Origin of the sequence: Pseudoruegeria sp. HB172150 (assembly GCF_013184805.1) — a bacterium.
GTDB lineage: Bacteria > Pseudomonadota > Alphaproteobacteria > Rhodobacterales > Rhodobacteraceae > Psychromarinibacter.
Genome location: NZ_JAATNG010000003.1, coordinates 28,529 through 53,603, shown reverse-complemented (window position 1 = coordinate 53,603; position 25,075 = coordinate 28,529). Strand labels below are relative to the sequence as shown.

Annotated in this window: 31 protein-coding genes; 16 read left to right on the top strand and 15 right to left on the bottom strand. The window is 60.8% G+C overall.

Annotation, left to right across the window (positions count from 1 at the left end):
- Nucleotides 1-68 precede the first annotated feature (68 nt).
- Genes HCO70_RS14960 through HCO70_RS14950 form a run of 3 tightly spaced genes read right to left on the bottom strand, consistent with a single transcriptional unit; the run spans nt 69 to nt 2,984 of the window.
- Entirely contained in the window at nt 69-1,574 is a 1,506-nt protein-coding gene (locus HCO70_RS14960) for a tripartite tricarboxylate transporter permease (protein ID WP_172297590.1), read from the bottom strand.
- A 4-nt stretch (nt 1,575-1,578) separates the two neighbouring features.
- A complete protein-coding gene (locus HCO70_RS14955) occupies nt 1,579-2,019 on the bottom strand; it encodes a tripartite tricarboxylate transporter TctB family protein (protein ID WP_172297588.1) in 441 nt (146 codons plus the stop codon).
- Nucleotides 2,019-2,984 carry a tripartite tricarboxylate transporter substrate binding protein gene (locus tag HCO70_RS14950; RefSeq protein ID WP_172297586.1) on the bottom strand — a complete coding sequence of 322 codons (966 nt, stop codon included), beginning with the start codon at nt 2,982-2,984 and terminating at the stop codon, nt 2,019-2,021. The genes HCO70_RS14955 and HCO70_RS14950 overlap by 1 nt, the downstream gene beginning before the upstream one ends.
- A gap of 220 nt (nt 2,985-3,204) precedes the next feature.
- On the opposite strand from HCO70_RS14950, the gene HCO70_RS14945 reads away from it, so the two are divergent.
- Nucleotides 3,205-4,233 carry an aspartate-semialdehyde dehydrogenase gene (locus tag HCO70_RS14945; protein ID WP_172297584.1) on the top strand — a complete coding sequence of 343 codons (1,029 nt, stop codon included), beginning with the start codon at nt 3,205-3,207 and terminating at the stop codon, nt 4,231-4,233.
- Between the two features lie 3 nt (nt 4,234-4,236).
- On the opposite strand, the gene HCO70_RS14940 is transcribed toward HCO70_RS14945, so the two are convergent.
- The 4 genes from HCO70_RS14940 to HCO70_RS14925 all read right to left on the bottom strand — a co-directional run bounded on the left by HCO70_RS14940 (nt 4,237) and on the right by HCO70_RS14925 (nt 6,946).
- Entirely contained in the window at nt 4,237-4,680 is a 444-nt protein-coding gene (locus tag HCO70_RS14940; RefSeq protein WP_172297582.1) for a hypothetical protein, read from the bottom strand.
- A 41-nt stretch (nt 4,681-4,721) separates the two neighbouring features.
- On the bottom strand, nt 4,722-5,240 hold the full coding sequence (locus HCO70_RS14935) for a CDP-alcohol phosphatidyltransferase family protein (RefSeq protein ID WP_253913320.1): 519 nt from the start codon (nt 5,238-5,240) through the stop codon (nt 4,722-4,724).
- 114 nt (nt 5,241-5,354) lie between these two features.
- Nucleotides 5,355-6,302, bottom strand: a complete 948-nt coding sequence (locus tag HCO70_RS14930) for a phosphatidate cytidylyltransferase (protein ID WP_172297578.1) — start codon at nt 6,300-6,302, stop codon at nt 5,355-5,357.
- The gene (locus HCO70_RS14925) at nt 6,299-6,946 is read right to left on the bottom strand and encodes a 1-acyl-sn-glycerol-3-phosphate acyltransferase (RefSeq protein ID WP_172298243.1); all 648 of its coding nucleotides are present in this window, start codon (nt 6,944-6,946) and stop codon (nt 6,299-6,301) included. The genes HCO70_RS14930 and HCO70_RS14925 overlap by 4 nt, the downstream gene beginning before the upstream one ends.
- A 589-nt stretch (nt 6,947-7,535) precedes the next feature.
- Here HCO70_RS14925 and HCO70_RS14920 point away from each other — a divergent pair.
- The 3 genes from HCO70_RS14920 to HCO70_RS14910 all read left to right on the top strand — a co-directional run bounded on the left by HCO70_RS14920 (nt 7,536) and on the right by HCO70_RS14910 (nt 8,209).
- Complete coding sequence (locus HCO70_RS14920) at nt 7,536-7,727, top strand: hypothetical protein (RefSeq protein ID WP_172297576.1); 192 nt, start codon at nt 7,536-7,538, stop codon at nt 7,725-7,727.
- Nucleotides 7,728-7,754: 27 nt separating this feature from the next.
- Nucleotides 7,755-7,940 carry a hypothetical protein gene (locus tag HCO70_RS14915; protein WP_172297574.1) on the top strand — a complete coding sequence of 62 codons (186 nt, stop codon included), beginning with the start codon at nt 7,755-7,757 and terminating at the stop codon, nt 7,938-7,940.
- Nucleotides 7,941-8,005: 65 nt separating this feature from the next.
- Nucleotides 8,006-8,209, top strand: a complete 204-nt coding sequence (locus HCO70_RS14910; protein ID WP_172297572.1) for a hypothetical protein — start codon at nt 8,006-8,008, stop codon at nt 8,207-8,209.
- 181 nt (nt 8,210-8,390) lie between these two features.
- Here the strand turns inward: HCO70_RS14910 and HCO70_RS14905 are convergent, their stop codons facing one another.
- A complete protein-coding gene (locus HCO70_RS14905; RefSeq protein WP_172297570.1) occupies nt 8,391-9,041 on the bottom strand; it encodes a carbonic anhydrase in 651 nt (216 codons plus the stop codon).
- A 144-nt stretch (nt 9,042-9,185) separates the two neighbouring features.
- Here HCO70_RS14905 and HCO70_RS14900 point away from each other — a divergent pair, with 144 nt between their 5' ends.
- The 3 genes from HCO70_RS14900 to HCO70_RS14890 all read left to right on the top strand — a co-directional run bounded on the left by HCO70_RS14900 (nt 9,186) and on the right by HCO70_RS14890 (nt 11,868).
- Nucleotides 9,186-9,563: a hypothetical protein gene (locus tag HCO70_RS14900; protein ID WP_172297568.1), complete on the top strand. Its 378-nt coding sequence runs from the start codon at nt 9,186-9,188 to the stop codon at nt 9,561-9,563.
- An 83-nt stretch (nt 9,564-9,646) separates the two neighbouring features.
- Nucleotides 9,647-11,032, top strand: a complete 1,386-nt coding sequence (locus HCO70_RS14895) for a M17 family metallopeptidase (RefSeq protein ID WP_172297566.1) — start codon at nt 9,647-9,649, stop codon at nt 11,030-11,032.
- Nucleotides 11,029-11,868 carry an NlpC/P60 family protein gene (locus HCO70_RS14890; RefSeq protein ID WP_172297564.1) on the top strand — a complete coding sequence of 280 codons (840 nt, stop codon included), beginning with the start codon at nt 11,029-11,031 and terminating at the stop codon, nt 11,866-11,868. Before HCO70_RS14895 ends, HCO70_RS14890 begins: the two co-directional genes overlap by 4 nt.
- Here HCO70_RS14890 and map read toward each other — a convergent pair.
- Together map and sfsA are read right to left on the bottom strand one after the other, a co-directional pair.
- Nucleotides 11,859-12,683 (bottom strand): type I methionyl aminopeptidase, encoded by an 825-nt coding sequence (gene map / locus HCO70_RS14885; protein WP_172297562.1) that lies wholly within the window; start codon nt 12,681-12,683, stop codon nt 11,859-11,861. The genes HCO70_RS14890 and map overlap by 10 nt on opposite strands.
- 103 nt (nt 12,684-12,786) lie before the next feature.
- On the bottom strand, nt 12,787-13,497 hold the full coding sequence (sfsA, locus tag HCO70_RS14880) for a DNA/RNA nuclease SfsA (protein ID WP_172297560.1): 711 nt from the start codon (nt 13,495-13,497) through the stop codon (nt 12,787-12,789).
- 65 nt (nt 13,498-13,562) lie between these two features.
- On the opposite strand from sfsA, the gene HCO70_RS14875 reads away from it, so the two are divergent.
- The 4 genes from HCO70_RS14875 to HCO70_RS14860 all read left to right on the top strand — a co-directional run bounded on the left by HCO70_RS14875 (nt 13,563) and on the right by HCO70_RS14860 (nt 16,557).
- Nucleotides 13,563-14,294, top strand: a complete 732-nt coding sequence (locus HCO70_RS14875) for a molybdopterin-binding protein (RefSeq protein WP_172297558.1) — start codon at nt 13,563-13,565, stop codon at nt 14,292-14,294.
- Nucleotides 14,291-15,010 (top strand): N-acetyltransferase, encoded by a 720-nt coding sequence (locus tag HCO70_RS14870; RefSeq protein ID WP_172297556.1) that lies wholly within the window; start codon nt 14,291-14,293, stop codon nt 15,008-15,010. Before HCO70_RS14875 ends, HCO70_RS14870 begins: the two co-directional genes overlap by 4 nt.
- 69 nt (nt 15,011-15,079) lie before the next feature.
- Nucleotides 15,080-15,613 (top strand): peroxidase-related enzyme, encoded by a 534-nt coding sequence (locus tag HCO70_RS14865; RefSeq protein WP_172298241.1) that lies wholly within the window; start codon nt 15,080-15,082, stop codon nt 15,611-15,613.
- Nucleotides 15,610-16,557, top strand: coding sequence for an OmpA family protein (locus HCO70_RS14860; RefSeq protein ID WP_172297554.1), 948 nt, complete (start codon nt 15,610-15,612; stop codon nt 16,555-16,557). Before HCO70_RS14865 ends, HCO70_RS14860 begins: the two co-directional genes overlap by 4 nt.
- Before the next feature lie 25 nt (nt 16,558-16,582).
- Here the strand turns inward: HCO70_RS14860 and HCO70_RS14855 are convergent, their stop codons facing one another.
- Entirely contained in the window at nt 16,583-17,488 is a 906-nt protein-coding gene (locus HCO70_RS14855) for a LysR family transcriptional regulator (protein ID WP_172297552.1), read from the bottom strand.
- A 307-nt stretch (nt 17,489-17,795) separates the two neighbouring features.
- On the opposite strand from HCO70_RS14855, the gene HCO70_RS14850 reads away from it, so the two are divergent.
- The gene (locus tag HCO70_RS14850; RefSeq protein ID WP_172297550.1) at nt 17,796-18,182 is read left to right on the top strand and encodes a hypothetical protein; all 387 of its coding nucleotides are present in this window, start codon (nt 17,796-17,798) and stop codon (nt 18,180-18,182) included.
- A gap of 3 nt (nt 18,183-18,185) precedes the next feature.
- On the opposite strand, the gene HCO70_RS14845 is transcribed toward HCO70_RS14850, so the two are convergent.
- Both HCO70_RS14845 and HCO70_RS14840 read right to left on the bottom strand, forming a co-directional pair.
- On the bottom strand, nt 18,186-18,560 hold the full coding sequence (locus HCO70_RS14845; protein ID WP_172297548.1) for a hypothetical protein: 375 nt from the start codon (nt 18,558-18,560) through the stop codon (nt 18,186-18,188).
- A gap of 14 nt (nt 18,561-18,574) precedes the next feature.
- On the bottom strand, nt 18,575-19,339 hold the full coding sequence (locus HCO70_RS14840) for a DUF6478 family protein (RefSeq protein ID WP_172297546.1): 765 nt from the start codon (nt 19,337-19,339) through the stop codon (nt 18,575-18,577).
- Nucleotides 19,340-19,775: 436 nt separating this feature from the next.
- Here HCO70_RS14840 and HCO70_RS14835 point away from each other — a divergent pair, with 436 nt between their 5' ends.
- From HCO70_RS14835 to HCO70_RS14820, 4 genes are read left to right on the top strand one after another with little or no spacing between them, the layout of a single operon-like run.
- A complete protein-coding gene (locus HCO70_RS14835) occupies nt 19,776-20,549 on the top strand; it encodes a CPBP family intramembrane glutamic endopeptidase (RefSeq protein ID WP_216665460.1) in 774 nt (257 codons plus the stop codon).
- A 60-nt stretch (nt 20,550-20,609) separates the two neighbouring features.
- Nucleotides 20,610-21,569, top strand: a complete 960-nt coding sequence (gene accD / locus HCO70_RS14830; RefSeq protein WP_172297542.1) for an acetyl-CoA carboxylase, carboxyltransferase subunit beta — start codon at nt 20,610-20,612, stop codon at nt 21,567-21,569.
- Entirely contained in the window at nt 21,566-22,840 is a 1,275-nt protein-coding gene (locus HCO70_RS14825) for a glutamate ligase domain-containing protein (protein WP_172297540.1), read from the top strand. The genes accD and HCO70_RS14825 overlap by 4 nt, the downstream gene beginning before the upstream one ends.
- Nucleotides 22,841-22,882: 42 nt before the next feature.
- On the top strand, nt 22,883-23,413 hold the full coding sequence (locus HCO70_RS14820) for a DUF1203 domain-containing protein (protein WP_253913319.1): 531 nt from the start codon (nt 22,883-22,885) through the stop codon (nt 23,411-23,413).
- Here HCO70_RS14820 and thpR read toward each other — a convergent pair.
- Together thpR and zapE are read right to left on the bottom strand one after the other, a co-directional pair.
- Nucleotides 23,410-23,952, bottom strand: a complete 543-nt coding sequence (gene thpR, locus HCO70_RS14815) for an RNA 2',3'-cyclic phosphodiesterase (RefSeq protein ID WP_172297536.1) — start codon at nt 23,950-23,952, stop codon at nt 23,410-23,412. The two genes, HCO70_RS14820 and thpR, sit on opposite strands and share 4 nt — an antisense overlap.
- Nucleotides 23,952-25,028 (bottom strand): cell division protein ZapE, encoded by a 1,077-nt coding sequence (gene zapE, locus HCO70_RS14810; protein WP_172297534.1) that lies wholly within the window; start codon nt 25,026-25,028, stop codon nt 23,952-23,954. Before zapE ends, thpR begins: the two co-directional genes overlap by 1 nt.
- Between the last annotated feature and the right edge of the window lie 47 nt (nt 25,029-25,075).

Sequence of the window (25,075 nt, the reverse complement as noted above, 5' to 3'; positions counted from 1 at the left end):
TGTATGCAATTGCATACATAAGGTCCAATTGCAAAAAACCAATTCTTTACCCGGTGACCGATCGGCCGTCAGTCGGTAATCATCTGTGGCTTTTTAAGGAGTTTCCGTAGGAACAGTGGCGCCATAAAGCCGGCGACAGCCGCTATCCAGAGTCCAATGGCGATGGGCGAAGAGAACAGATAGGTCCAGTCTCCATCCGAAATCACCATTGCGCGGCGCAGGTTCTCCTCCATCTCGTTGCCGAGAAGGATGCCAAGGATGATCGGAACAGTTGGGACATCCAGCTTGCGCAGCACATAGCCGAGCGCGCCAAAGGCGACCATCAGCAGCAGGTCAAAATAGCTGCCGGTCAGCGAGTAGATTCCGACGAAGGAGATCATCGTGACGCCCGGCAACAGGACCCAGGCGGGCACCTGAAGCACCCGAACGAATATCTTCACCAGCGGGACATTCATCAGCAGAAGTACGAAATTCGCGATCAGCAGCGAAGCGATCAGGCCCCAGACGACCTCTGGCCGCTCGGCAAAAAGGGTAGGCCCCGGCGTGATGTTCAGCGTCATCAGTAGGGCCAGCAGCACCGCAGTGGTGCCGGAGCCCGGCACGCCGAGCGTTAGCATCGGGACAAGTGCACCGCCAGCGGCGGCGTTGTTGCCGGCTTCGGGAGCGGCAACACCCTTCGGCACGCCGGTGCCGAAACCGCCATTCGGACCGGCGATGGATTTTTCGGACATGTAGGCAAGGAAAGATCCCAGCGACGCGCCGGCCCCGGGTAGGACACCGGCGATGAAGCCAAGCACGCTGCAGCGGAGCATGGTCCAGCCACTCGACACGATGTCGCGGATCGGGAGTGTCACTTTCTCCAGCTTCACGCCGATGGATGTATCCTTGCCGTGGCTTTCTATGAAGAAGAACACTTCGGCAATGGCGAAAAGCCCGACGATGGCAACGAGGAAATCGACACCGTCCATCAGGTGCAGGTTGCCGAAGGTCAGGCGCGGCATGCCGGTGACAGTATCGAGGCCGATCATCGCGATGCCAAGGCCGATGCAGGCGGCGATGGCCGCCTTGGCCTGGTTGTTCGAGGCGAGCCCACCAAGAGTGCAGAACGCCAGCAGATACAGGGCAAAATATTCGGAGGGGCCGAATAGGTAGGCAACGCGGGCCAGTACCGGGGCGAGGAACATCAGGCCGATGGTCGCCAGCAGTGCGCCGACAAAGCTAGCTACACCGGACAGCACCAGTGCATCGCCCGCGCGGCCTTTCTTGGCCATCGGATAGCCGTCGAGCGTTGTCATCAGTGCCGGTTCGTCGCCGGGGATGTTCAGCAGGATCGAACTGATCCGTCCGCCATACATCGCGCCGTAATATACAGATGTCATGAGGACCAGCGCCGAGGTTGCGTCGAGGCCCATGGTAAAGGTTATCGGGATCAGGATCGCCACGCCGTTCGACGGGCCAAGGCCCGGAAGCGCGCCGATGATGGTGCCGAGAAAGCAGCCGATAACGGCCAGCATTAGGGTGAAGGGCGTCAGCGCGACGCTGAACCCAAGCGCGAGGTTGGACAGGATTTCCATGAATTCAGACCAGCCAGCCCTTGGGAACGGCGACGAGGCCCAGCCCGAGAGCGTATTTGAAAACGACGAACAGGCCAGCGGACAGGCCGGCCCCGGTAAGCACGGCCGGCAGCGGCCGCGGGCTGATCTGATAGCTCAGTATCGCCGCGGCGATGGCTGTCGGGATCAGAAAGCCCAGCGGCTTCAGCGCATAGGCGTAGGCCACCAAAACCACCACCGCGACGGCGAGCGATCCGACGGTCTTCAGATCGGGCCATTCCGGATCGGGATCGGGGCGCACGAGCATATAGAGCCCGCAGATTGTGGCGATGCAGCCGATCAGGATGGGGAAACTCTTGGACCCGACCGGGTCCGCCATGAAACTCGTCTGTATCTGCATGGCGCCCGCGATATACGCGAGCGCCACGAGAACCACGACCAGACCGAAGATCCGGTCGGATGCCATTACTGGATGACTCCCAGTTCGCGGCTCATCGACTCGGTGTCCGCGACAACCTGGTCGATCCAGTTCTGGAAGTCATCGCCAACCTTGGTAAACGGTGCCAGACCATTGGCTTCCATCGCCGCTTTCCACTCATCCGAGTCGGCCACAGCTTGCAGTTTTTCAGCCCAGGCACTGAAGTCCTCGTCCGAGATTCCCTTGGGGACATAGAGACCGCGCCAGTTCACGGCGACCACATCGTAGCCCTGCTCCATCGCGGTCGGGATATCCTCGAAGCCCGGTACACGCTCTTCGGTCAGGACGGCCAGCGCGCGGACCTCACCGGACTTGATGAAGCCCACTATCTCGGACATGTCGCCTGTCATGGCCTGGGTGAAGCCGCCGACTGTCTGGGTGATCGCGTCGGCGCCGCCATCGACACCGATATACTTGATGGCGCGGACATCATCGATGCCTGCCGCCTTGGTGATCATGAGCGGTTTCATGTGGTCGAAGCCGCCGACCGCCGAACCGCCCGCGAAAGTGATCTTGCCCGGGTTCTCTTTGATCGCATTCACCAAGTCGTCGAGGGTCTCGTACTCGGAATCTGCGGCGACGACGATCACGCCAGGATCTGCACCGATCGCCCCGACGAAACGGACCTGATCGGCGGTCGCACCACCAAAGGCGTTCTGGGCTAGGCGGGTCGTGGTTGCCGACGAGGCGGCCACAATCAGGTCTGGGTCGTCATTGCGCTCGTTCACCACGTGGGTGAAGGCCAACCCGCCGCCTGCGCCAGCCATATTGGTCACCTGTACCGGGCTGTCGACCTGCCCGATACCGTAAAGGATCTTGCCGATCTGGCGGCAGGTGAAATCCCAGCCGCCGCCTGGGTTGGCCGGGGCGATGCATTCCGCAGCGTTGGCCGCCAACGCGCCAAGGCTTAGAGCGGCGCCGAGACCCAGCGCCTTCAGGGTAATGTTTGGCATGTCTTCCTCCCAAGAATTCCGCATTGGCCCCAACGTAATGGGCGTTGCGGTTGTGCCTTGGGACGCTTGCATGAATTGCGGCGGCCTGTCCAGACTGCGGTTGCAGCATGCGAGACGGCGCAAACAGGTTCCGTTGCAGAGAGCCAGCCCTAGACAAACCGCTTTCCACACTACATCGGGTGCGATATGAACCCCCGTCCCTAGACTCAAGGAGAGCGAAATGGGCTACAAGGTCGTCGTCGCGGGCGCCACGGGCAATGTGGGCCGCGAAATGCTGAACATCCTGGCCGAGCGCCAGTTCCCCGTCGATGAGATCGCCGCGCTGGCGAGCCGCAAGTCGATCGGGACCGAGGTGTCGTTCGGCGAGAAGACCCTGAAGACCAAGGATCTGGACACCTTCGATTTCACCGGTTGGGATATCGCGCTGTTCGCAATCGGGTCGGACGCGACGAAGGAATATGCGCCGCGGGCCGCAAACGCCGGTTGCGTGGTGATCGATAACTCGTCGCTCTACCGCTATGACCCGGACGTGCCGCTGATCGTGCCGGAAGTAAATGCCAACGCCATCGAAGGTTTCCGCAAGAAGAACATCGTCGCCAATCCCAACTGCTCGACCGCGCAAATGGTGGTTGCCCTGAAACCGCTGCATGACCGCGCCAAGATCAAACGCGTGGTGGTTTCGACCTATCAGTCGGTGTCCGGCGCCGGCAAGGAAGGCATTGATGAGCTGTGGGACCAGACCAAGGGCCTTTACGTGCCCGGTCAGGAACACGACCCGTCAAAATTCACCAAGCAGATCGCCTTCAACGTCATTCCGCATATCGACGTCTTCATGGACGACGGGTCGACGAAGGAAGAGTGGAAGATGGTCGCCGAGACCAAGAAGATTGTGGATCCGTCGATCAAGGTGACCGCGACCTGCGTGCGGGTGCCCGTCTTCGTCGGCCATTCCGAAGCGGTGAACATCGAGTTCGAGGAACACCTCGACGAGGATGAAGCCCGCGAGATCCTGCGCACCGCGCCGGGCGTGCTGGTCGTCGATAAACGCGAGGACGGCGGTTATGTGACGCCGGTGGAATGCGTCGGCGATTTCGCTACCTTCATATCTCGCATCCGGCAGGACTCGACTATCGACAACGGGCTTAACATCTGGGTCGTTTCGGACAACCTGCGGAAAGGTGCTGCGTTGAACGCCGTTCAGATTGCCGAGGTGCTGGGCAACCGGGTGCTGCAGAAGGCCGACGCCTGATCGTCAGAATACGAACTCATCCGCCTCTGACAGGCGGATGGGCAGTACGCTAAGAATGCGCGCGCCCGGCTCCATCCCGGGGAGGGGCGCGCCGAATCTCGATTTCAGGTCGCCGACGTCCAGTCCCAGCTCCTGCAGATAGAAGTGCAGCGTGCCGGTCGTCATTGAAACGATGGCCGGCCCGGCCTGTTCGTTCTGAAGTACCATGCCACGTTGGCGCAGCCGTTCCACTAGATCGTGCCAATCGATGGCTTGGGTGAACTGCGACTCCAGCCAGTGCCTCAACCCGTCTTCGACCACGTCGACCGGCACGCCTTCCTTTGCGATTTCCGTAGCCAGGGCGGTACGGATGAGTTGGTCGAGTGTAATCTTCCGCCGTTCGGCAATGCCGCGCGCCAGGTTCAGGAGAGGCTCATCCACCAGTGTGCGTATCGACTCGAATTCCATGGGTCCGATTGTGCGGATTCGAGGTTAAGGTTCGCTGAATCTTAGCGCGGCTGGCGTAGAGATTTCACCAGCCGCATGCTTCGAAACAGCGCGGTCAACGCCGTGCCCGCTATCATCGCCCATAGCCCCCAAATCAGCGTCGCCGGCCAGGCGATCGAGAGCACCACTATTCCGGTGGCTACGGCCATCCGTTGTGGCTTTGCCAACGGCCCGGTGAAGTCGGCAGGCAGTCCGTTCGATGAGCCAAGTTCACGCAGATACGCCGTCAGCACCGGTAGGCAGGCTGCCGCCCAGCCAAGTGCCGGAAACCCCGCACCGAGGCCCATGCCCACGAAAATAAGGATGTCCGCCGCTCGGTCCGGCGCTTCGTTCCAGAACGGCCCGTCCGGTTCGCCTTTGCCGCCCTCGACGGCGGCCATGCCGTCGAAGAGATTGCACAGAAGGCGAAGCTGGCATCCCAGCGCAGCGGCGATGAGTATAATGACGCGCGGCCAGCCTTCCACGTATCCGGACCACCAGAATGCACCGCCTGCCAGTGCGGCAAAGACGATGGATGCCATGGAGATCGTGTTCGGCTGCCCCCCGGATGTCGCGAGTCGCCGTGCGACAAATACCGCGATCCTCGTATCGCGGCTGGCAATGGGACGACGTTCAGTCATAGTTCCGGGGCCGTGTCAGGTCACTGACCAGTAGTATCGCACCACGTGGAAAAATATCGGCGCAGAGAACACCACGGAATCCAGACGGTCGACGAAACCGCCATGCCCGGTGATCAGATGCCCCCAGTCCTTCACTCCCTTGTCCCGCTTGATTGCCGACATCACCAGACCGCCGAAGAAGCCCATCAGCGTGATGATCAGCGACAGTAGGAATGCCTGCCCGGGTGTGAATGGCGTCAACCACCATAAAGCCGCGCCGAGCGTGGATGCCGCAAGTACGCCACCGAAGAAGCCTTCCCATGTCTTCGAAGGCGACACCTGCGGCGCAATCTTTGTCCGGCCGAACAGCTTGCCGAATACGAACTGCAGCACATCCGACGACTGGACCACCACGACGAGGAACGCGATCAGCAGGATAGATTTGCCCTCGTATCCCGGGATCTGCAGTGTCAGCAGCGCAGGTACGTGGCTGGCTGCGAAGACACAGATCATCAGGCCCCACTGCGTTTCCGACACGCGGGATAGAAACCCCTTTGTATCGCTCCGGAGCGCCGAAATGATCGGCAGGAACAGGAAGGCGTAGACCGGGATGAAGATCGAATACATCGCGTACCAGTCGATCCAGATGAGATAGTATTGGACCGGAAGCACGATGAAAAACGCGACCGCGAGAGCATAGTGATCGGCCTGGCTCTTGGCCGTCAGCGTCAGGAACTCTCGCATTGCGGCGAAAGAGATCAGCGCGAACAGAATGACCACGCCCGCCCGACCAAACAGCATGGCCAAAGCCAGCAAGGCGACCATGCTCCACCAGGCCTGGATCCGTGCGAGCAGGTTCTCGACAACGGGGCTGGTTTCACCCGGAACCACACGCTGGTTGAGGAGCACCGCGACTACCGAGGCGAGGCTGAGTATTGCGATCAGTCCGAAGACCAGCAACACCAGTTCGAGATGTGCGCTCATTTGATGTCCTCACCGTTGGACAGAGCCAGCAACGCATCGCTTGCCCGGGCCAGGAAGGCCTCCTTGTCGTCTCCCTCCGCTAGATGAACGGGGGCACCGAACCTGACCGTGCATAGCAGCGGGAGTGGAATAATCTCTCCCTTCGGCATTACCCGGTTCAGGTTTTCGATCCAGACTGGAACGAGATCGACCTTCGGACGCGCCTTGGCGAGGTGGTAGAGGCCGGTTTTGAACGGTAGAAGTTTCGTATCGCCGGAATTGCGTTTCCCTTCTGGAAAGATGATCAGCGAACTGCCCTCGTCCAGTGCCGCGACCATCTGTTTTACCGGATCTTCCGTGCGTTCCTCGCGCCTGCGGTCGATCAGCACTGTATTGAAGACATCCTTGCCGAAGAACCTGCGTAGAGGAGAGGTCAGCCAATAGTCCGCCGCCGCCACCGGACGCGTCTGTTTACGCAGGCGGGGCGGCAGGACTGTCCATATCAGGACGGTGTCCGCGTTACTGGTATGGTTCGCAAAATAGACGCGCTGTATCGGTCCGGGCTCGACCCCATCCCAGATGCCGCGCACTGCGGTTACGGTGTGTGCGACCAGAGATACCGAGTGACCGGCGAGAGAAGCCAGCCATTTTCGTAGGAATTTCATCGGCCTCGCACCGCCATCCCGAACTCGCCACAATCTGCCTCATTCCTGCCTGCCTGAACAGGCTGGAATCCCGGCCTTCAGAATCGTTCACGGCCATGCGCGGGCTGAATTGTGGCCGTGGTGCGTCCGTATTCCGGGGCAAGAGACAATCCCCCCGGATGCGCCGGTCACTGTGGCCTAACTAATCGGCAGGTTGCGCGAAACGAGACGGGCGCCGGCGGCGAGTCGAAGTGCCGAAAATCGAGCCGGGAAACCCTGCCATCCGGCTTACGCAAGGTAAGGAATCCACCACTTTGAGGAGAATCTACGAATCGCTGCGCACGCGACTCTGGTGAATTCGCCTATCCTTTTAGGTAGGGGATTCAGGGCTTTGTTCTCCGTGGACAAATAATCGCCACCCTTCGCCTTAATTCACCCCAGATTGCGAACGAATCTTTTCACGCCGTGGTCGTCAAATCGCTCCCAATTCGCCTCCTATGCGGCATTTCGAGGGCTCTGCACAATTTCGCCATAATTGAGATAGATTTCAGCCACGATTGGTCGGTGTCCTCAATCTCAAGCCGGAAGGCGAAACCAAGGACTTACTGAAATGACCGGCAAGATCGTCAGCGCAAAAGAAGCCGAGAAAGCCTACAAGCAGGCGATTTCGGCGCGTCTCGAAGAGAAAGCGAACCCTGCGTCCGGCGTTCTGCCACCGGTTTCCAACGTCCTGATCGACACCCTATTTCATGCCGAAAGCGACCACCGCCAGGAACACCACTCACTGCGGCGGGCGGCTTGAACAACCAGCGAAGTAACGGAGGTCACAATGCAAGCGAACATCATCACCTTTCCCAAAGCTTCCTTCATCCACGCAAACAACGACGACAAGCCCACCGGGCCTGCAGGCAATGTGATCTCGATGGCGGAGAGCCTTCGCCGCGCCCGCATGATCCGAACGCTTCGCTGCGTCGCACTCGTAGATGGCGCAGTCGGCGTTGCCGAAGCGGCCTGACCCGGAAGAGCGAAACAAGAATACGAAACCGAACGAAGACCAACCCTAAAGAGAGAGCCCCCCACATGAAAAACGATCTGCTGAAAACCGCCCGCCAGAACCGCCTGTCCGCACTTGGTGCCCTGGCTACCCAAAAGGAAGACAACCTGTTCCAGATCGAGGACGCCCGCCAGCGCCGCAATGTCGCCGCCGAAAGTGTCATGTTCTCGAGCTGCCGGAAACCGGTGAACACCGAAGAGCGTTTGCCGCAGCTGCTTCTTGTCGCTTGATGCATGCGGCACGGCGGGACCGGGTCCCTCGCTCACTCTCTCCCCGGTTCCGCCATACAACTTTCCGACAACGCCGCGCCTGTAAGATCGCGGACATGTCAAACGGTGAAGGGCGCTGACGCGCCGTATACGACGGGGATGTTAAGAACGGGTAGAGGACCGGCACGTTAATCCCGGAAAACTAGACCGGCTCGAACTTGCCCGTTTCCGGAACGTAGCACAGCAGCTCGCCTTTCCCGATGTCGTTCCAGAGCCCGTGCAGCGCCAGTTCTTCTGCAGCGACAGCTTCTTGCACGAAGGGGAATGTCATCAGGTTCTCTAGGCTGACCTTGACCGCCTCGAACTCCAGCGCCACGGTCCGGTCCTTAGGATCTGAAATATCCTTAACCCGCTCGTAGCCGGGACGTAGGATATCCATCCAGCGTCCGACGAAACTGGATTTCTCTTCCAGCTCCGGTGCGGCGCCCGAGCACATATCGTGGCATCCTTTTACGCCGCCGCAGTTCGAATGACCCATCACGACGATGTTCGCCACCTTCAGGGCTGTCACCGCGTATTCTACCGCTGCGGAAGTACCATGCGCCTCGCCATCCGGTTCATGCGGCGGCACGAGATTGGCGATGTTGCGGTGAATGAACATCTCGCCCTGATCTGCGCCGAAGATCGAGGTTACGTGCACCCGGCTGTCGCAGCAGGATATGATCATTGCACGCGGGCGCTGACCCTCGTCCGCTAGGCGGCGGTACCACGCCTTGTTTTCGGAATAGGTGGTGGCCCTCCACCCCTGATAGCGGGTCACGAGATAGCCGGGCAGCGGCTTTGCTACGATCATCACTCGGTCCTGTTTCCTGTCGCGCACTTTCCCTAAGAGGTAATTTTGGGAAATTCGAGGAAGTTTTCCAAGTGTCATCAACGAATTCTTGGTCCTCCCATAGCAGATTGCCGCGCGGTGGGGCTGAATTTCGGGGTGAGATGAATGCAAGTGCGCAAGCTATTGCCATGTGAAGATGTTGGGCTGATGGTCGAGCGTCTGGAAAAGATCTGGCTGACTTTGGGGCCTGAGCACGGGGAAGTGGCTTTGAGTGCCGCGATGGAGGATCTGGCGGTGCTCCTCTGCGAATGCAATGACGCGTGGACCGAGGGCGATCCTGCCAGGTTGCGCCTTCACGCGCTCGGTCTTCAGGGTGTCGCAAAACGGCTGGGCATGCAGCTTCTGGTTCGTGTCGCCGGTGATGTCATCGCGTTGTGCTGCATGTGCGATGTTGCAGCACTAGCCGCCACGGTCGCCCGGTTGCAGCGGGTCGGAGAGCAATCGCTCGTCGCGATCTGGGATGCGCAGGTGCCGGCGGGATAATTGCCCGCCGCGAAGTCAGGACTTGTAGGCAACGGGCGAAAGACTAGGCTCGGGGCGAATTTGCCCTGAGACCGGACCCTCCCATGTCACTGACCTTCGCCGAAGACTCCTCCGATGCCATTCCGCTGCACGTCGTGTCGGCGGACGGGTTCGACGACTGGCTTTCCGGTTTGTCCGAGCGGCAGCGGAGTTGGGTGGTTGCAAACGGGTTCAAGGGAACGCTGGGCAAGGTCCTTGTCCTGCCGAATGAAAACGGAATGCCGGATGCTGCAGTCATGGGCTACGGCACCTCTGCCGCCCGGTCGAGATCGCGCTTTGCACTGGCCCGTGCACAGCAGGCGCTGCCGGAGGGCAACTATCGCCTAGTTGCCGGGCTGTCGAAGGTTGAACTCGACGAGAACGCTCTGGGCTGGCTGCTCTCACGCTACCGGTTCGACCGGTATCGCGATGCGGTGGCGCCCGGTGCGGCACTGCTAGCGCCCGCCGATGTAGATGCGAAACGGCTGGAAATCATCGCGGCGGGAGAGGCGCTGACCCGGGATCTGATCAACACGCCGACCAGCGACATGGGTCCGGATGCGCTGGAAGAAGCCGTGCGCGACCTTGCGGGAGATTTCGGTGCGGGTTGCGATGTGGTTACCGGCGACGCGCTACTGGATGAGAACTTTCCGATGATCCACGCGGTCGGGCGCGCTTCCGCCTCTCACCCGCGTCTGATCGAACTTACCTGGGGTACCGAAGGTCCTACCCTGACGCTGGTAGGCAAAGGTGTCTGTTTCGACACCGGCGGATTGGACATCAAGCCGCCCGCTTCGATGCTCTTGATGAAGAAAGACATGGGTGGCGCCGCGACCGTGCTGGGGCTCGCGCATATGATAATGGGCCTGGGATTGCCGGTGAAACTTCGCGTTCTGATCCCGGCTGTGGAAAACTCGATCTCCGGAAACGCGTTCCGGCCCAGCGATATCCTGATGTCTCGCAAGGGGCTGACGGTGGAAGTGAACAACACGGATGCCGAAGGAAGGCTCGTCCTTGCCGATGCCTTGGCCCTGGCGGACGAGACGCCTCCCGACCTGCTGATCTCAATGGCTACGCTGACCGGGGCCGCACGTGTTGCCGTGGGCCCGGATATTGCACCCTTCTTTGCCACGGATGCGGCGTTGGCCGCTGCCATTCGCGCGGGCGGGACTGCGGCGGCCGATCCGGTTTGGGAACTGCCCTATCACCTGCCCTACGAGGACATGATCGAACCGGGTATAGCCGATCTGGATAACGCGCCGCGCGGCGGGTTCGCCGGGTCAATCACAGCGGCGCTGTTCCTGCGACGTTTCGTAACTGATACGGCGAGATACGCGCATTTCGACGTCTACGGGTGGCAGCCCGCTGACGCGCCGGCACGTCCCAAAGGCGGTGTAGGACAAGGAGCGCGGGCGATCCTGCAGGCGCTTCCGGGGCTGTTGAACCTGTGAGCGATCACAGGCTGATACCCGCGAATTCACGTGTCGCCGCTGAGCATCTAAAGGGCCAGATCGAGGCGGACTCGTTCGTCGAGGGCGAAACCGCGAGGGTTGCCCTGCCGATAGCCGATCTGTGGCGTAATCCCGGCGGACGGCGGGACCGGCAGCTTTGGCTTGGCGACACAGTGACAGTTTACGAGCGCCATGAGGGGTTCGCCTATGTGCAGTCCGTGAAGGACAGCTATGTCGGGTACGTCGAGGAGGATGCGCTGCGCGAAGCAGCGCCAGAGCCGACTCATTGGGTCGCGGTGCCCGGTTCTCAGGCTTACCCCGAACCGGACATGAAGGTGCCGCAGGTGATGGACCTGTGCTTCGGAGCGGCCGTCACGGTGGTGTCGCACCAGCCGAAATTTTTTGAAACTGCCGACGGCCTCTACATCCCGAAATCTCATCTCTGGCCCATCGACAAGCGCTTTGCCGATCCGGTGACTGCCGCTCAGTTATTCTATGGTGCGCCGTATCTATGGGGCGGCAACAGCCCGCGGGGGATAGATTGCTCCGGTCTGGTGCAGGCGGCCCTGATCGCCTCGGGCCGCGATTGTCCGGGGGACAGTGATCAGCAGGAAGTGCTGGGACAGGAGATCCCCGAGCAGGCGCCGTTACAGCGCGGCGACCTGATCTTCTGGAAGGGGCACGTCGCGATGATGGTCGACACCGACACGATGATCCACGCCAACGCGCACCATATGGCGGTGGCTTACGAGCCCTTCGATAAGGCGATCCAGCGGATAGAGGCTCAGGGCGACGGGCCGGTTACCCATCGCCGCAGGCTGACGGATCAGTCGTAGGTCGGGTGGAACTTGTTGCCCGGTGACAGGGTGAAGATTTCAACGCCGTCTGCCGTCACGCCGACCGAATGTTCGAACTGAGCCGATAGCGACTTGTCGCGGGTCACGGCGGTCCAGTCGTCGGCAAGCACCTTGGTCTCCGGCCGGCCCAGGTTCACCATCGGTTCGATGGTAAAGAACATGCCTTCCTCAAGGATCGGGCCGGTTCCCGGGCGACCGTAGTGCAAGACGTTCGGCGGCGCGTGGAAAACGCGACCCAGCCCGTGGCCGCAGAAGTCGCGTACAACCGACATGCGTTCGCCTTCGACGAAGGTCTGGATCGCGTGACCGATGTCGCCGAAGGTATTGCCTGGCTTAACCGCCTCGATCCCCTTGAAAAGGGCATCGTGGGTGACCTGGACCAGACGCTCGGATTTCCGGGGCAGGCGGCCCGCGACATACATCCGGCTGGTATCGCCATACCAGCCGTCAACGATGACGGTCACGTCGATGTTCAGGATGTCACCATCCTTCAGGACCTTCGGCCCAGGAATGCCGTGGCAGACGACGTGGTTCACGCTGATGCAGCTGGCGTGCTGATAACCCTTATAGCCGATAGTGGCCGACTCCGCGCCAGCTGCTTCGACCATACGAGTGATGGCATCGTCGATTTCGCCGGTGGTACGGCCCGGCGCGATCATGGGCGCGATATCGTCGAGGATCTGTGCCGCGACCTGCCCCGCATTGTGCATACCGGCAAAATCCGCCGGTTCGTAAATGCGGATGCCGTCCTTTGTCAGCCGTCCCCGGCTCGTCTCGTCCACGTCTTGCTCCATCTCGAAGTTATCGTCGGTACATAGGCCACGGAGGCTCCGGAAACCAGTGCTTGTGGCCGAATTGTCAATAGACGAGCGGAAACGCCGCGTTAACGACTATTGGTCAACTGGGCAGCGAAAAGGGCAGTTGCGGGCCGAGCGTCACGCCCCCGGGCGTAATCGACGTTCCGTGGGCGATGATTTCCACGCCAGCCGCATGCGCCTGTGTCAATGCGGCTGCGTAAGCGGGGTCGATATCCGCGGCAACGCGGACCTCCCGGGCGTCGGTGCGCTGGACGAGGAACAGAACCATGGCCCTGTGACCCGCCGCGGCCATCGCCGCCAGTTCCGCCATGTGCCTGGCGCCGCGGGCCGTCACAGAGTCCGGAAACTCCGAAATCCCGGGCGAACGGCTGAGTGTCACCGATTTCACCTCGACATAAGCATCCAACAACCCCTCGGCCTGTAGCAGGAAATCGACGCGGCTCTTCTCGCCGTATTTCACTTCGGCCCGCACGTTTGGATAGTCTGCCAGCGCGGGGACTTCCCTTGCAATGAGCGCGGCCTTCAGCATCCTGTTGGGCAAAGCGGTGTCGACACCGGTGAAATGACCGTTCTCGTGTTCCACAAGCCGCCAGCCGAATTTCAGCTTTTTCTTGGGGTCGTCGTTCGGTTCAAGCCAGATCCGCAAACCCGGCTCGGCCAGCCCCATCATGCTGCCGGGATTGGCGCAATGCGCGACGACTTCACGCCCGTCCTCCAGCAATGCATCCGCGAGGAACCGTTTGTAACGTCGGATCAGGCGGGCGGGGATCAGCGGGGTGTTGAAACGCATGGCGATTGCCTTACACGAGCGGCGGATATCTTCTACAAGAAACCGCCACTTGGACGGAGACCACCATGCCGAACCCTACTGCCGCGATGCTTGTCATCGGGGACGAGATACTTTCCGGACGTACCCGCGACGCAAACATGCATCACCTGGCCGTCGAACTGGCCGGTGTGGGGATCGACCTGAAGGAAGTACGCATCGTTTCGGACGACCACGACGCCATCGTGGCTGCGGTGAACGCGCTGCGGGCGGCCCGTGACACGGTTTTCACGTCGGGCGGAATCGGACCGACACATGACGACATCACGGCGGATGCAATTGCCGCGGCGTTCGGCGCGCATATCGACGTGCGTGACGATGCGCGGGCTATCCTGCAAGCGCATTACGACCGCAACGGAACGGAGTTGAACGAGGCGCGGTTGCGGATGGCTCGCATCCCCGACGGGGCGGACCTGATCGACAACCCGGTTTCCGCTGCACCGGGATTCACGATGGAGAACGTTCACGTCATGGCCGGTGTGCCGGCGATTTTCGCTGCCATGGTGGCGACCATTCTGCCAACCCTGACCGGCGGTGCACCGCTGCAATCCCGCGCGGTTCGCATCGAGATGCCGGAGGGCGATATCGCCGGTCCGCTGAACGCACTGGCCAAACGCTTTCCGGACCTGACTATCGGGTCCTACCCGTTTCAGGGGCAAGGCGGCTCCGGGTCCAACATCGTGCTACGCGGGCATGACGCCAGCCTGATAGATGCTGCCGCCAGCGAGTTGATTGCTGAATTGGGCGGAATTCCCGCATGATTCTGCCCGCCGGCCCGGACCTTTATCCTGTCGTCGAGGGTACCTGGGCACCGGTTCGCGCATTTCGCGTCGGACCCTGGATGATCCGCGAAGGTGGGGGTGGAGGCCAGCGAGTTTCCGCGGCCACCGCAGAACCGTCGTTCGACCCGTCCGACCTCGCCATGGCCGAAAAGGCGATGCGCGATCTGGGACAAAAGACGCTATTCATGATCCGGGAAGGCGATGCCCAGCTGGACGCGCTGCTTGAAAGGCAGGGCTACCGCATTCACGATCCGGTTGCGCTTTACGCGATTGATATCGGCGAACTCACCTCCGAAAAAGTTCCGCCGGTTTCGGCCTTTTCGATCTGGCCGCCTCTGGCGATCCAAAAGGATATCTGGCGCGAGGCCGGGATCGGACCGGAACGATGTGCCGTCATGGACAGGGTTCAGGGGCCAAAAACAAGCATTCTGGCGCGCCACAACGATCAGCCGGCCGGCGCCGGGTTCATCGCGTGCCTGAAACAAACTGCAATGATTCATTCAGTTGAAGTTGTTCCTTCTCACCGCCGTCAGGGGGTTGGCAGCAATATCCTGCGGCAGGCCGCACATTGGGCACAAGATCAGGGAGCAACGGTTTTTTCCTTGGCGGTAACCCGCTCAAATGAAAAGGCAAATCCCCTTTACACTTCTCTCGGCATGCAGGTCGTCGGATACTACCATTACCGAGTAAAATAACGTTCCAACCCGGGCCCGGAGCAGTCTTTGCAGCAGCAAGAAGAGCCGATCATCGCGCTCGACCTTCCTATGGTCGATCCTCTGCCAGAGGCCACGCAGAAGTATTTCGCGATCTGCGATGAAAAGCTTGGGATGGTTCCGAATGTGCTGAAGGCTTACGCCTTCGACATCGACAAGCTCAACGCATTCACCGGCATGTATAACGACCTGATGCTGGGCGAGAGCGGGTTGTCGAAACTCGAGCGTGAGATGATCGCGGTAGTGGTCAGTTCCATCAACAAGTGCTGGTATTGTCTTGTCGCGCATGGTGCCGCCGTGCGGGAACTGTCCGGTGATCCGGTGCTGGGCGAGCATATGGCGTTCAATTTCCGTAGCGCACGGCTAGAGCCACGGCAGAAAGCTATGCTCGAATTCGCCGAAAAGCTGACGATGGCGAGCTACACGGTCGAGGAAGCAGACCGGGATGTATTGCGCGATAAGGGTTTCACCGAACGCGATATCTTCGACATCGCTTCGGTGGCCGCTTTCTTCAACATGACCAATCGGGTGGCTTCTGCTGTCGACATGCGGCCGAACCCGGAATATCACGCGGCCGCCCGATGAAGATTGTTACGTTCATATCCGCGATGGCGCTGTTTGTCGGCCACTCCGCGACCGCGCAGGAACTGGTCATGCCCGCCGATGCCGCGCGCAACGCTCAGCGGATTGTTGACGGCAGCAGCCACTTCCTGCCTACGGCGCCATTTGTCTCGGGCGCCATCGATGGAGTCACGGCAGAAGGGCGGCTGGAGCAGACCGCGTGGAAACTCGGCGGTGGCCAACGTACGACGATGGAAATTCTTGCATCGCTGCGGGAACAGCTCACCAATGCGGGATTCACCCCGATATTCGAATGCGAAACGGACAAATGCGGCGGTTTCGACTTCCGTTATGGAATCGACGTGCTGCCAGAGCCGGAAATGCATGTGAACCTGGGCGATTTCCGGTACTTTGCCGCTAAGCGTGGTGAGAATGAGAGTGATGAGGAGTTCGTAAGCCTTCTCGTCAGCCGCTCCGGTAAATCTGGGTTCGTCCAGTTCACCCATGTGGGTGAGCAGCTGGCCAGCGCGACTTTAACCGCTTCGACCAAGACTCCGGCAGCAACCACCCCAGTTATGCCGGAACGATCCGGGCCCGTCGGCGATCAGCTGGAAAGCCAGGGCCACGCGACACTCGGCGATCTGGCCTTCGTTACGGGGTCGTCGAAACTTGGATCGGAACGGTTCGATTCTTTGGAAAACCTTGCAACCTACCTGCAGGCCAATCCCGACCGGACAATCATGCTCGTCGGTCATACGGATGCCGAAGGTCCGCTGGCCAACAATATTGCCCTGTCCCGTCGTCGCGCCGCGGCGGTGCTGGACCGGCTGGTAGGTGACTACGAGATTCCGCGCGGACAGGTTTCGGCCGAGGGCGTGGGCTACCTTGCCCCGCGCGCCAGCAACCTGACGCCGGAGGGCCGCACGCGAAACAGAAGGGTCGAGGTGATCCTCACCTCGACCCAGTAAGCACCCTGGAGGGAAGCGGGCGTTTCTACCAGTTGTCGGGACCTTTGTCCGCGAAGTGGTGTACCAGAAAATCGATGAAGGCGCGCACCTTGGGCTGGGTAAACCGGCCCGGCGGGTAAACCGCGTAGATCCCCTGCGTCTCGACCGGCAGGTCCGGGATCGCCTCTTCGACCATCCCCTGCTCCATGGCCTCCGCATAGAGGAAGCTCGGAAGATAGGCGATGCCGAGACCGGAGATCGCCGCATTCAGCAGCGATTGCCCGTCGTTGACGCTCAGCCAGCCGGCGGTACGAACCTGCCGCTTCTCACCCGACGGCGCGGTCAGCCGCCAGACATTGCCGGAAGCCTGGCTGGAATAATGCAACAGCTTGTGCTCGTTCAGATCGTCGATCTTCATCGGGCGGCCGTATTTCTGGAAATAAGACGGCGCTCCGATCATCCGCTTGGTGGTTTCGGTCAGCTTGCGGGCGCGCAGCGTGGAATCTTCCAGCTCGCCGATCCGCACAGCCATGTCGAATCCTTCGGAGATCAGTTCGACATAACGGTTGTTCAGAACCATGTTCACCGTGACTTCCGGGAAGTCGGACAGGAATTCTCCAAGCACCGGCGACAGGTGATTGACGCCGAAATCGGTCGCAACACTGATCCGCAGAAGACCGGACGGCGCCGACTGCATCGAGGTTACGAGTGCATCTGCTTCGCCCGCGTCGTTCAGCACGCGCCGAGCGCGGTCGTAATAAGCAAGCCCGATTTCCGTCGGGCTGACACGCCGGGTCGTGCGGTTCAGAAGCCGCGCGCCAAGGCGCGCCTCAAGAGACGACACATGCTTTGACACAGCGGATTTAGAGATCCCCATTTTCTTGGCAGCGTCGGTGAACCCCCCTTGGTCCACGACCGTCGCGAAGGCCTCCATTTCCGTTAGTCTGTCCATATCCTACTCGTCTCGCTTTTCGGCCCCTACCGGGAAATCTATGAAATCGAATTCGGGCGAGATTTGGATGGTAGCCCGACAATATCTTGGTTTTCCCGCGGATCGTTTTGGGCGGGGAAACGGGCAGAGGGCCTGTACGAAACGACACAGGCCCAAAACGTTTATTGATGAAGGATCTCCCTGTGGTTGAAAGGATTGAGTCTTTTCTTCCGTGTTCCCGGAATGGGTCCGGTCTCAGCCCTCTCCTGCCCCAAAAAAGCCCGATTGTCTGGACAGAGTCGCTTTACTGGTTACCGGAAAATTCGCCATGTTCGATATCGACTTCCGCACATTCGGAAAGAACTTCCTCATCAGTATAGCCATCTATCCGGTGGTCCTGATTGGGGTTTGGGCGCTGATCGCACTGGGCACATACGCCGCTGATATGCACATGCCGGCTGATACGAAACCGCTCGTGTATGGCCTGGTCTTCGCCGTTCTGACCTTTGCCCTCATCGATATCCTTGGTGTGGCAACCGTGGTCCTTGCGTTGGTCTCCAGTGCCAACCTGATCGAGTATGCGCAGTTGCTCATTCCCGGGCGGAGCGCATCGCCAGTGGACTTCCTGGCCGGGCTGTCGGGAATACTGCTGGCCGCGACTCTGGTATGGACCGCCCGCTCGCTGGTGAACCGGGGTCAGCCCGAGGAAAGCTGAAGCTTACATCGTTTCGGCGCAGTGACGACGAAATGCCCGCTTCAGCAGGTCCAGTTCCGCACGCAGCAGATCAAGTTCACCACGGATATCGTCTTCCAGGGGTTCGCCAGTGACGATGGCGAAGCTGTTGAGAACGGTGCCACTGTCCGCCTCTGCAATCACGAAAGTCTGGACGCCGTCTGCCAGCAGTTCCGGGGGAATTGCAACTTTGACCGACCAGACCCCGGCGCTTTGAGGATCCGGTTCCAGCACAACAGTTTTCAGTGGCTTGCCAAGATGCGTTGCGGCGATTTCAGGTGTGCCTTCGGTCTTGCACGTCAGAATGCCTTCCCACACGCCGCCCTGGATTCGCGTTTTGACCAACGTCGCTTCTGGCATGCAGCGTCCTCCTGCTAGATTTCCGCCCTCGGTCGACGTGTGAGTGTCACGTCTCGCAAAAGGATCTGGTTCATCTCCGCGCCTTCAAAGATCAGGTCCAGCCACATCTGCTCGACCCGTTTCTCGTTCATCTTGGTGTAGGCCAGGTCGAACTCGACCATCTTCTCGCCATTGGCGCAATCCGGCACTTCGCGAACGAGCTGCTCCACGTTCGGGCCATTCTTTATGTTCAGCCGCGCGAATATCTCCAGCGATTTCTCAGCTTCGGTCACCAGGGTCAGGCGAATGAGGTGCCGACGTTCCAGCCCCCGGATGGCGCTGTCGGGCAGTTCGATCACCAGAGAAAGGAATGAGCCGTCAAACCGGAACACATCCATGCTGAGGCCAAAGGGCGCCAGATCGTTTTCGCGGGAGTTTCGGACCTGGCGCAGTGTCAGCTCCGAGATCCTGCAGTCATGAAACACCTTCACCTCGCTGCCGTACTCGCAGCCGGAATCGGCAGCCACCAAGCCTGGCGGCCGCACCGTGGCGCGCCAGATCTCTGGTCGGTAGGCCCAATCGGAATGCAGAGGCTTCTGGATGGCGTTGGTGCCGATCGCTGGCAATGTAAGGCGTTCGTCGGCGATGCGGACCGTCTGATCCACGCGCCGGCGCATCTCCCTTGCTCGGTCGCGCAAAGATCTTAGCCGGGCCAGATTGAGCGTCTGCGCGTCTTTCGTGGCGCGCCTCCAGCTCCTTATCGACAAGCGGTGACACAACGTGTCGAAAATTCCGAACATCTACAACGGCATCCGATCGTTCACCTGCACGAACACTACTAACGTTTCCCAAATAGAAACAAATAATGTTCGATTGTTAAACATCACTTCCGTCGATTTCTTGCATAGATTGCACAGCCTTTCAAAGGCTCAGGCAAACCGGAGGCGCGGATGATATATGCGGCGCCGGGGCCACGAAGTGTCGAACCACTACCCTGCCTTCACGGCCAGCATGAAACATGTTTGCAGATTTGGCGCGGCCCGCCCCTGGATCCGGGATTATCTGCGGACGGTCAACGAAGCCGGCGGGCGATTTGCGGTGCTGTGTGCCGGCTCGTAGGAAGAGGGAATGACGCCTCCCGGAACTACGCCCTTTGACTGCTACGTCGCACCTGCGCGGTTTTACCCGCAGCTCTGGCGCCTGTTGCTCGGCTGCGTCCTATGCCTTTCGGTGTACATGGTTTTCGTGTTCATAATCCTGCTGGCAGCCGCATCGCTGACAGGTGCCCCGAGCGCCGCTGCACTGACAGCGGTTGTGGCAGAAGCGGAGGCTCCGGCGGCCACCCTTATCCTGCTTGCAAGCTTCCTGGGTATGGCGCTTGGACCCATGCTGGCAGTCCGCTTGCTGCACAGGCGCAGCGCTCGAACGTTGTTCGGCCAGTCAAGCCAGCTGCGCCGGCATCTGCCAGTAGCGGCGGCTTTGACCACTGTCGTGCAGGGAAGCGCATTGGTCATCTGGTTTCACCATCTCGAGGCAGAGCCGGGTCTAGACTTCGCGTCCTGGCTCAAGCTGCTGCCGCTTTCAATGATCGGCCTTGCCCTGCAAACGGGTGCGGAAGAGCTGGTGTTTCGCGGCTACCTCCTACAGCAACTCGCGGCCCGGTTTCGCAGCCCGCTGATCTGGGGTGTCTTACCGTCCTGCGTGTTCGGGCTACTGCATTACGATGGCGGCCTTGGCAGCAACGCATGGCTGATCGTTGCTGCGACAACGCTTTTCGGCCTGCTTGCGGCGGACCTGACGGCGGCAACAGGCAGCCTCGGCGCGGCTTGGGGTCTGCACTTGGCCAATAATGGCACCGCTCTACTGATCCTGGCGCCAGAAGGAATGCTTTCCGGCCTGTCACTGCACAGGACGTCGATAGACGTCGCAGCGGCTCCCTGGCAGGTTGCGGTGGACTGTATCGGGTTGTTGCTGGCCTGGTTCTTCATCCGCAGGGTATTGGCTCGCTGATTGCAATTCACCGCTCCGCCGACTATCTGGGCGTCAACCAGAAAGGCAGCCGGGGCCCCGATGAACTGGATCTCCAACTACGTCCGACCCAAGATCAACTCGCTGTTCTCGCGCCGCGAGACGCCAGAGAACCTGTGGACGAAATGCCCGGAATGCGGGTCGATGCTGTTTCACCGAGAGGTTTCAGACAACCTGTACGTCTGCACGAACTGCGATCACCACATGGCGATTCGTCCACGGGAACGGTTTGATGCGCTATTCGATGGCGGTGTCTTCACCGAGGTGGCCGTTCCCGAGCCAGTGGCCGATCCACTGCAGTTCCGCGATCAGAAACGCTACCCCGAGCGGATGCGCGCGGCGCAGCGCGCCACCGGCGAGAAAGAAGCGATGCTGGTGGTGCAGGGAGAGATCGGGCGTACGCCCGTGGTCGCCGCTGCGCAGGATTTCAGCTTCATGGGCGGTTCCATGGGCATGTATGTCGGCAATGCCATCGTCGCTGCCGCCGAGCGCGCCGTGGAGGCGAAGCAGCCGCTGATCCTGTTCTCTGCTGCGGGCGGTGCCCGAATGCAGGAGGGTATCCTGTCGCTCATGCAGATGCCGCGCACGACCGTCGCGGTCGAGATGCTGCGCGAGGCCGGGCTGCCATACATCGTCGTGCTGACTCATCCGACGACAGGCGGCGTGACCGCTTCTTACGCGATGCTGGGGGATGTGCAGATCGCAGAGCCCAACGCGCTGATCTGTTTCGCCGGGCCGCGCGTGATCGAACAGACGATCCGCGAGAAGCTGCCCGAAGGTTTCCAGCGTGCCGAATACCTTTTGGACCACGGCATGCTGGATCGGGTGACTCACCGCAAGGACATGCGCGACGAACTGATCACGATCGTCCGCATGCTGACGGGGCTCGGCCCCGCTGTGAAAGGCGAACTGCCCGCACCGGAAGTGCCGGCCGAAGAGCCTGCGCCGAAGCCCGCCGAAACGGCCGACAAAAAGCCGGCCGAGGAGGCGAAGGCCGAGTGAGTTCCGACACGTCGGACATCATCCTCGAACGGATGATGTCGCTGCACCCGAAGATCATCGACCTGACGTTGGATCGTGTCTGGCGCCTGCTGGAGGCTCTGGGCAACCCGCAGGATCGCCTTCCGCCCGTGATCCATATCGCCGGAACCAACGGCAAGGGATCGACCCAAGCCATGCTGCGTGCCGGGTTCGAAGGAGCTGGCAAAACCGCTCACGCCTACACTTCGCCCCATCTGGTGCGGTTCCACGAACGGATCCGGCTGGCTGGCCAGCTGATCTCCGAGGAGGCGCTGACGGCCGTTTTGGACGAATGCGAAGCCGCCAACGGCGGCGAGGGCATCACCTATTTCGAGATCACTACCTGCGCGGCACTGCTGGCCTTTGCCCGCACGTCTGCGGACTATACGCTGCTGGAGGTCGGGCTTGGTGGTCGCCTTGATGCCACCAATGTCGTCGATAAGCCGGCGCTCACCGTCATCACGCCCGTCTCGATGGATCATCAGAGTTACCTGGGCGAAACGCTGGCGGAGATCGCCTTTGAAAAGGCCGGGATACTAAAAAACGGTGTGACCTGCATCGTCGGCAGGCAGGAAGATGAAGCCTTGGAAGTCATCGAACGCCAGGCAGCCCGCGTCGGCGCGCCGCTTCTGGTCCACGGCCAGCACTGGCATGTCGGTCCCGAGCACGGAAGGCTGGTGTTCCAGGACGAAACCGGCCTCCTTGACCTCCCGCTACCGCGCCTGCTGGGTCACCATCAATTCGACAATGCAGGCATAGTCCTGGCAGCTTTGCGCCAGCTTGGCCTGCCCGAATCCGCCTATGAGGCGGCGCTGACCAGGGCTGAATGGCCGGCGCGAATGCAGCGGCTGACCAAGGGCCCGCTGGCGCAGGCCGCGCCGTCGGCCGAGCTGTGGCTCGACGGCGGGCACAACCCGGCTGCCGGCATTGCGCTGGCACGGTTGCTCGGGGATCTTCCGCCGAAGCCGCTGCATCTGATCTGCGGGATGCTGAACACCAAGCAGCCGGTAGACTACCTTACGCCGCTCGCCCCGCTGGCCCAGTCGCTTCAGGCGGTCAGCATCGAAGGCGTCACCGCAACGCTCAGCGCCGAGGAAACCGCTGCCGCCGCACGCGCATCCGGTATCCGGGCCTCCGAGGCCAAGTCCGTGGACGCGGCCGTAGCCGCAATCGTCGAACAGCAGCCGGATGCGCGTATCCTTATCTGCGGGTCACTCTATTTGGCAGGGCTGGTCCTGCACGACAACGGTTAGTGTCCATTCCGGCGTCCGGGCACGCCCAGACGGCATTTGCGCATGAAACGGATCGCCGGGCGCGACATTTCAAGGCATCACGTTGAAAACAACGGAGATACCCCGATGACGTTTCAGATCCTCGCCCTCGACGCGGATGATTTCGCCCCGCTCTTCACTCTCGACGACGCGGCGCTGGCCGGGCAAAACGCGCGCCGGATGACAGTGGACAGCGAACCGGGTTTCCCCTGCCGGGTCAGCTTGGAAGAGGGCCGAGTCGGTGAAACTGTATTGCTGCTGAACCACTGCTCGCAGGATGCCGAAAGCCCGTACCGCGCAAGTCACGCGATTTTCGTCCGTGAAGGCGCGCCGACCGCCAAGCCAAATCCAGGCGACGTGCCTGACGTCCTGTCTCGCCGCTTGCTGTCCGTGCGTGGTTTCGACAAGGACGCGATGATCCAAATCGCTGACGTGATCGAAGGCTCTAAACTGGCCGAAACCCTCGATGCGTTCTTCAAGAATCCGACCGTGGACGAAATCCACATCCACAACGCCATGCGTGGTTGCTACGCGGCAAAGGCGCGTCGGGCTTAGCCCAGCGCGTATTCTGCCAGCGGTTCGTGGATCGCGCCGTCGCTGCGCAGGATAGATTGATAGAGCCTGAAAGACTGGATTTCGAAGGGCGGAGACGGGAAGCCGTTGAATCGTTCCAGAAAGGACTTCAGCCGTTCCAATTCCGTCAGGTCGATCCGATCCCCAAACCGCGCCAGTGTCACATGCGGTCTGAACCGTTCCCTTGGCAATTCGATTCCAGCCTGCCGGGCGGCACCGCGAACCTTGCCGTGCAGGCGATCGAGGTCCGAATTCGGCTCTAATCCAGCCCAAACGACCTTGGGAGACTTGGCTCCGAACGTCCCTAACCCGCGCAACTGCAACGTAAAAGGCGACAGGTTGATGCTCTCTAGGGCCTCGTGGAAACCGTCTAGAATCGCATCGCTCTGGTCACCAAGGAAGGCCAGCGTGATGTGATAGGTCTCTGGGTCGGTCAGACGCCCGACCTTGATGTGATCCTGCAGGGACTCCAGCGCATCGCGAGCGGCATCGGAAGGGTCGATGGCGACAAAGACGCGCATCAGCGGCCCCAGTCCGCCGCCTGCATCTCGCGCAAGCGAGATGCCGTGCGCTCGAATTCGAAGGTGCCCTCCCCCTCGACGTACAACTGTTCCGGCAAGTCCGCGGCGCTGGCGATGAGCCTCACCTTTGCCTCGTAGAGCGCATCGATCAGCGTAACAAAGCGCTTGGCCTCGTTGAAGTTGTGCCGGCCCAGTACAGGGATATCCTCCAGGATCAAGACCCGCACGGCCTCTGCTACGGCGAGGTAGTCGGCGGGCCCAAGGGGCCGTCCGCACAACTCCCAGAACTCCGCCCGTGCGACGCCGTTGCGATAGCCCGAAAGCACGACTTCACGGCCTTTTACCATCAACGTAAGCGGCCCCCAGTCGCCGCCCGTCAGATCGATCCAGAGTGCGTCGATTGCCTTGCGTGCGTCTGTGTTGGCAGGATGAAAGTAGACGTTGGATCCGGCCAGCCGATCCTGCCGATAATCGGTTGGCGACTGCAGGTGATGCACGACCATCCGCTGCTTGATCAATTCGATGAACGGCAGGAAAAGCGCGCGGTTGAGACCGTCCTTGTAAAGGTCGTCTGGTACCCGGTTAGACGTGGTGACAACGACCACGCCGTCCGCGAACAGGATTTCGAACAGCCTTCCGACGATCATGGCATCGGTGATGTCGGTGATCTGCATCTCGTCAAAGCACAGAAGCCGCACATCTGCCGCGACCTTCTCGGCCACCGGTTTCAGGGCGTCGTCTACACCCTTCTTCCGCGCCTCGTGCATGCCGGAATGAATTTCCTGCATGAAGGCGTGGAAATGGACACGGCGCTTGGCGTCGGTTGGAACGGCACCGAAGAACAGGTCCATCAGCATCGACTTGCCCCGCCCGACGCCGCCCCACAGGTACAGCCCCTTCGGCGGCTCCGGTGGCTTGGCGAACAGACCGCCAAACATGCCCTTTTTACCCGGTTTAGTCTCGAAATATGACCGGATTTGTTCCAGCACCGGCAGCACGGCGTGCTGGGCCGGATCAGCGGTCAGCGACCCGTCCTCGACGCGTGCTTCGTAGATTTCCTGAATGCGGTCAGACATATGCCTGCAATAGAGCGGTCACCCGGATAAGGAAAGCTGATGCGGCG

What these genes read in the sequence shown, in the direction of transcription:
- HCO70_RS14960 (WP_172297590.1), bottom strand. Translation starts at nt 1,574, where the DNA reads ATGGAAATCCTGTCCAACCTCGCGCTTGGGTTCAGCGTCGCGCTGACG.
- HCO70_RS14955 (WP_172297588.1), bottom strand. Translation starts at nt 2,019, where the DNA reads ATGGCATCCGACCGGATCTTCGGTCTGGTCGTGGTTCTCGTGGCGCTC.
- HCO70_RS14950 (WP_172297586.1), bottom strand. Translation starts at nt 2,984, where the DNA reads ATGCCAAACATTACCCTGAAGGCGCTGGGTCTCGGCGCCGCTCTAAGC.
- HCO70_RS14945 (WP_172297584.1), top strand. Translation starts at nt 3,205, where the DNA reads ATGGGCTACAAGGTCGTCGTCGCGGGCGCCACGGGCAATGTGGGCCGC.
- HCO70_RS14940 (WP_172297582.1), bottom strand. Translation starts at nt 4,680, where the DNA reads ATGGAATTCGAGTCGATACGCACACTGGTGGATGAGCCTCTCCTGAAC.
- HCO70_RS14935 (WP_253913320.1), bottom strand. Translation starts at nt 5,240, where the DNA reads ATGGCATCCATCGTCTTTGCCGCACTGGCAGGCGGTGCATTCTGGTGG.
- HCO70_RS14930 (WP_172297578.1), bottom strand. Translation starts at nt 6,302, where the DNA reads ATGAGCGCACATCTCGAACTGGTGTTGCTGGTCTTCGGACTGATCGCA.
- HCO70_RS14925 (WP_172298243.1), bottom strand. Translation starts at nt 6,946, where the DNA reads ATGAAATTCCTACGAAAATGGCTGGCTTCTCTCGCCGGTCACTCGGTA.
- HCO70_RS14920 (WP_172297576.1), top strand. Translation starts at nt 7,536, where the DNA reads ATGACCGGCAAGATCGTCAGCGCAAAAGAAGCCGAGAAAGCCTACAAG.
- HCO70_RS14915 (WP_172297574.1), top strand. Translation starts at nt 7,755, where the DNA reads ATGCAAGCGAACATCATCACCTTTCCCAAAGCTTCCTTCATCCACGCA.
- HCO70_RS14910 (WP_172297572.1), top strand. Translation starts at nt 8,006, where the DNA reads ATGAAAAACGATCTGCTGAAAACCGCCCGCCAGAACCGCCTGTCCGCA.
- HCO70_RS14905 (WP_172297570.1), bottom strand. Translation starts at nt 9,041, where the DNA reads ATGATCGTAGCAAAGCCGCTGCCCGGCTATCTCGTGACCCGCTATCAG.
- HCO70_RS14900 (WP_172297568.1), top strand. Translation starts at nt 9,186, where the DNA reads ATGCAAGTGCGCAAGCTATTGCCATGTGAAGATGTTGGGCTGATGGTC.
- HCO70_RS14895 (WP_172297566.1), top strand. Translation starts at nt 9,647, where the DNA reads ATGTCACTGACCTTCGCCGAAGACTCCTCCGATGCCATTCCGCTGCAC.
- map (WP_172297562.1), bottom strand. Translation starts at nt 12,683, where the DNA reads ATGGAGCAAGACGTGGACGAGACGAGCCGGGGACGGCTGACAAAGGAC.
- sfsA (WP_172297560.1), bottom strand. Translation starts at nt 13,497, where the DNA reads ATGCGTTTCAACACCCCGCTGATCCCCGCCCGCCTGATCCGACGTTAC.
- HCO70_RS14875 (WP_172297558.1), top strand. Translation starts at nt 13,563, where the DNA reads ATGCCGAACCCTACTGCCGCGATGCTTGTCATCGGGGACGAGATACTT.
- HCO70_RS14870 (WP_172297556.1), top strand. Translation starts at nt 14,291, where the DNA reads ATGATTCTGCCCGCCGGCCCGGACCTTTATCCTGTCGTCGAGGGTACC.
- HCO70_RS14865 (WP_172298241.1), top strand. Translation starts at nt 15,080, where the DNA reads ATGGTCGATCCTCTGCCAGAGGCCACGCAGAAGTATTTCGCGATCTGC.
- HCO70_RS14860 (WP_172297554.1), top strand. Translation starts at nt 15,610, where the DNA reads ATGAAGATTGTTACGTTCATATCCGCGATGGCGCTGTTTGTCGGCCAC.
- HCO70_RS14855 (WP_172297552.1), bottom strand. Translation starts at nt 17,488, where the DNA reads ATGGACAGACTAACGGAAATGGAGGCCTTCGCGACGGTCGTGGACCAA.
- HCO70_RS14850 (WP_172297550.1), top strand. Translation starts at nt 17,796, where the DNA reads ATGTTCGATATCGACTTCCGCACATTCGGAAAGAACTTCCTCATCAGT.
- HCO70_RS14845 (WP_172297548.1), bottom strand. Translation starts at nt 18,560, where the DNA reads ATGCCAGAAGCGACGTTGGTCAAAACGCGAATCCAGGGCGGCGTGTGG.
- HCO70_RS14840 (WP_172297546.1), bottom strand. Translation starts at nt 19,339, where the DNA reads ATGTTCGGAATTTTCGACACGTTGTGTCACCGCTTGTCGATAAGGAGC.
- HCO70_RS14835 (WP_216665460.1), top strand. Translation starts at nt 19,776, where the DNA reads ATGGTTTTCGTGTTCATAATCCTGCTGGCAGCCGCATCGCTGACAGGT.
- accD (WP_172297542.1), top strand. Translation starts at nt 20,610, where the DNA reads ATGAACTGGATCTCCAACTACGTCCGACCCAAGATCAACTCGCTGTTC.
- HCO70_RS14820 (WP_253913319.1), top strand. Translation starts at nt 22,883, where the DNA reads ATGAAACGGATCGCCGGGCGCGACATTTCAAGGCATCACGTTGAAAAC.
- thpR (WP_172297536.1), bottom strand. Translation starts at nt 23,952, where the DNA reads ATGCGCGTCTTTGTCGCCATCGACCCTTCCGATGCCGCTCGCGATGCG.
- zapE (WP_172297534.1), bottom strand. Translation starts at nt 25,028, where the DNA reads ATGTCTGACCGCATTCAGGAAATCTACGAAGCACGCGTCGAGGACGGG.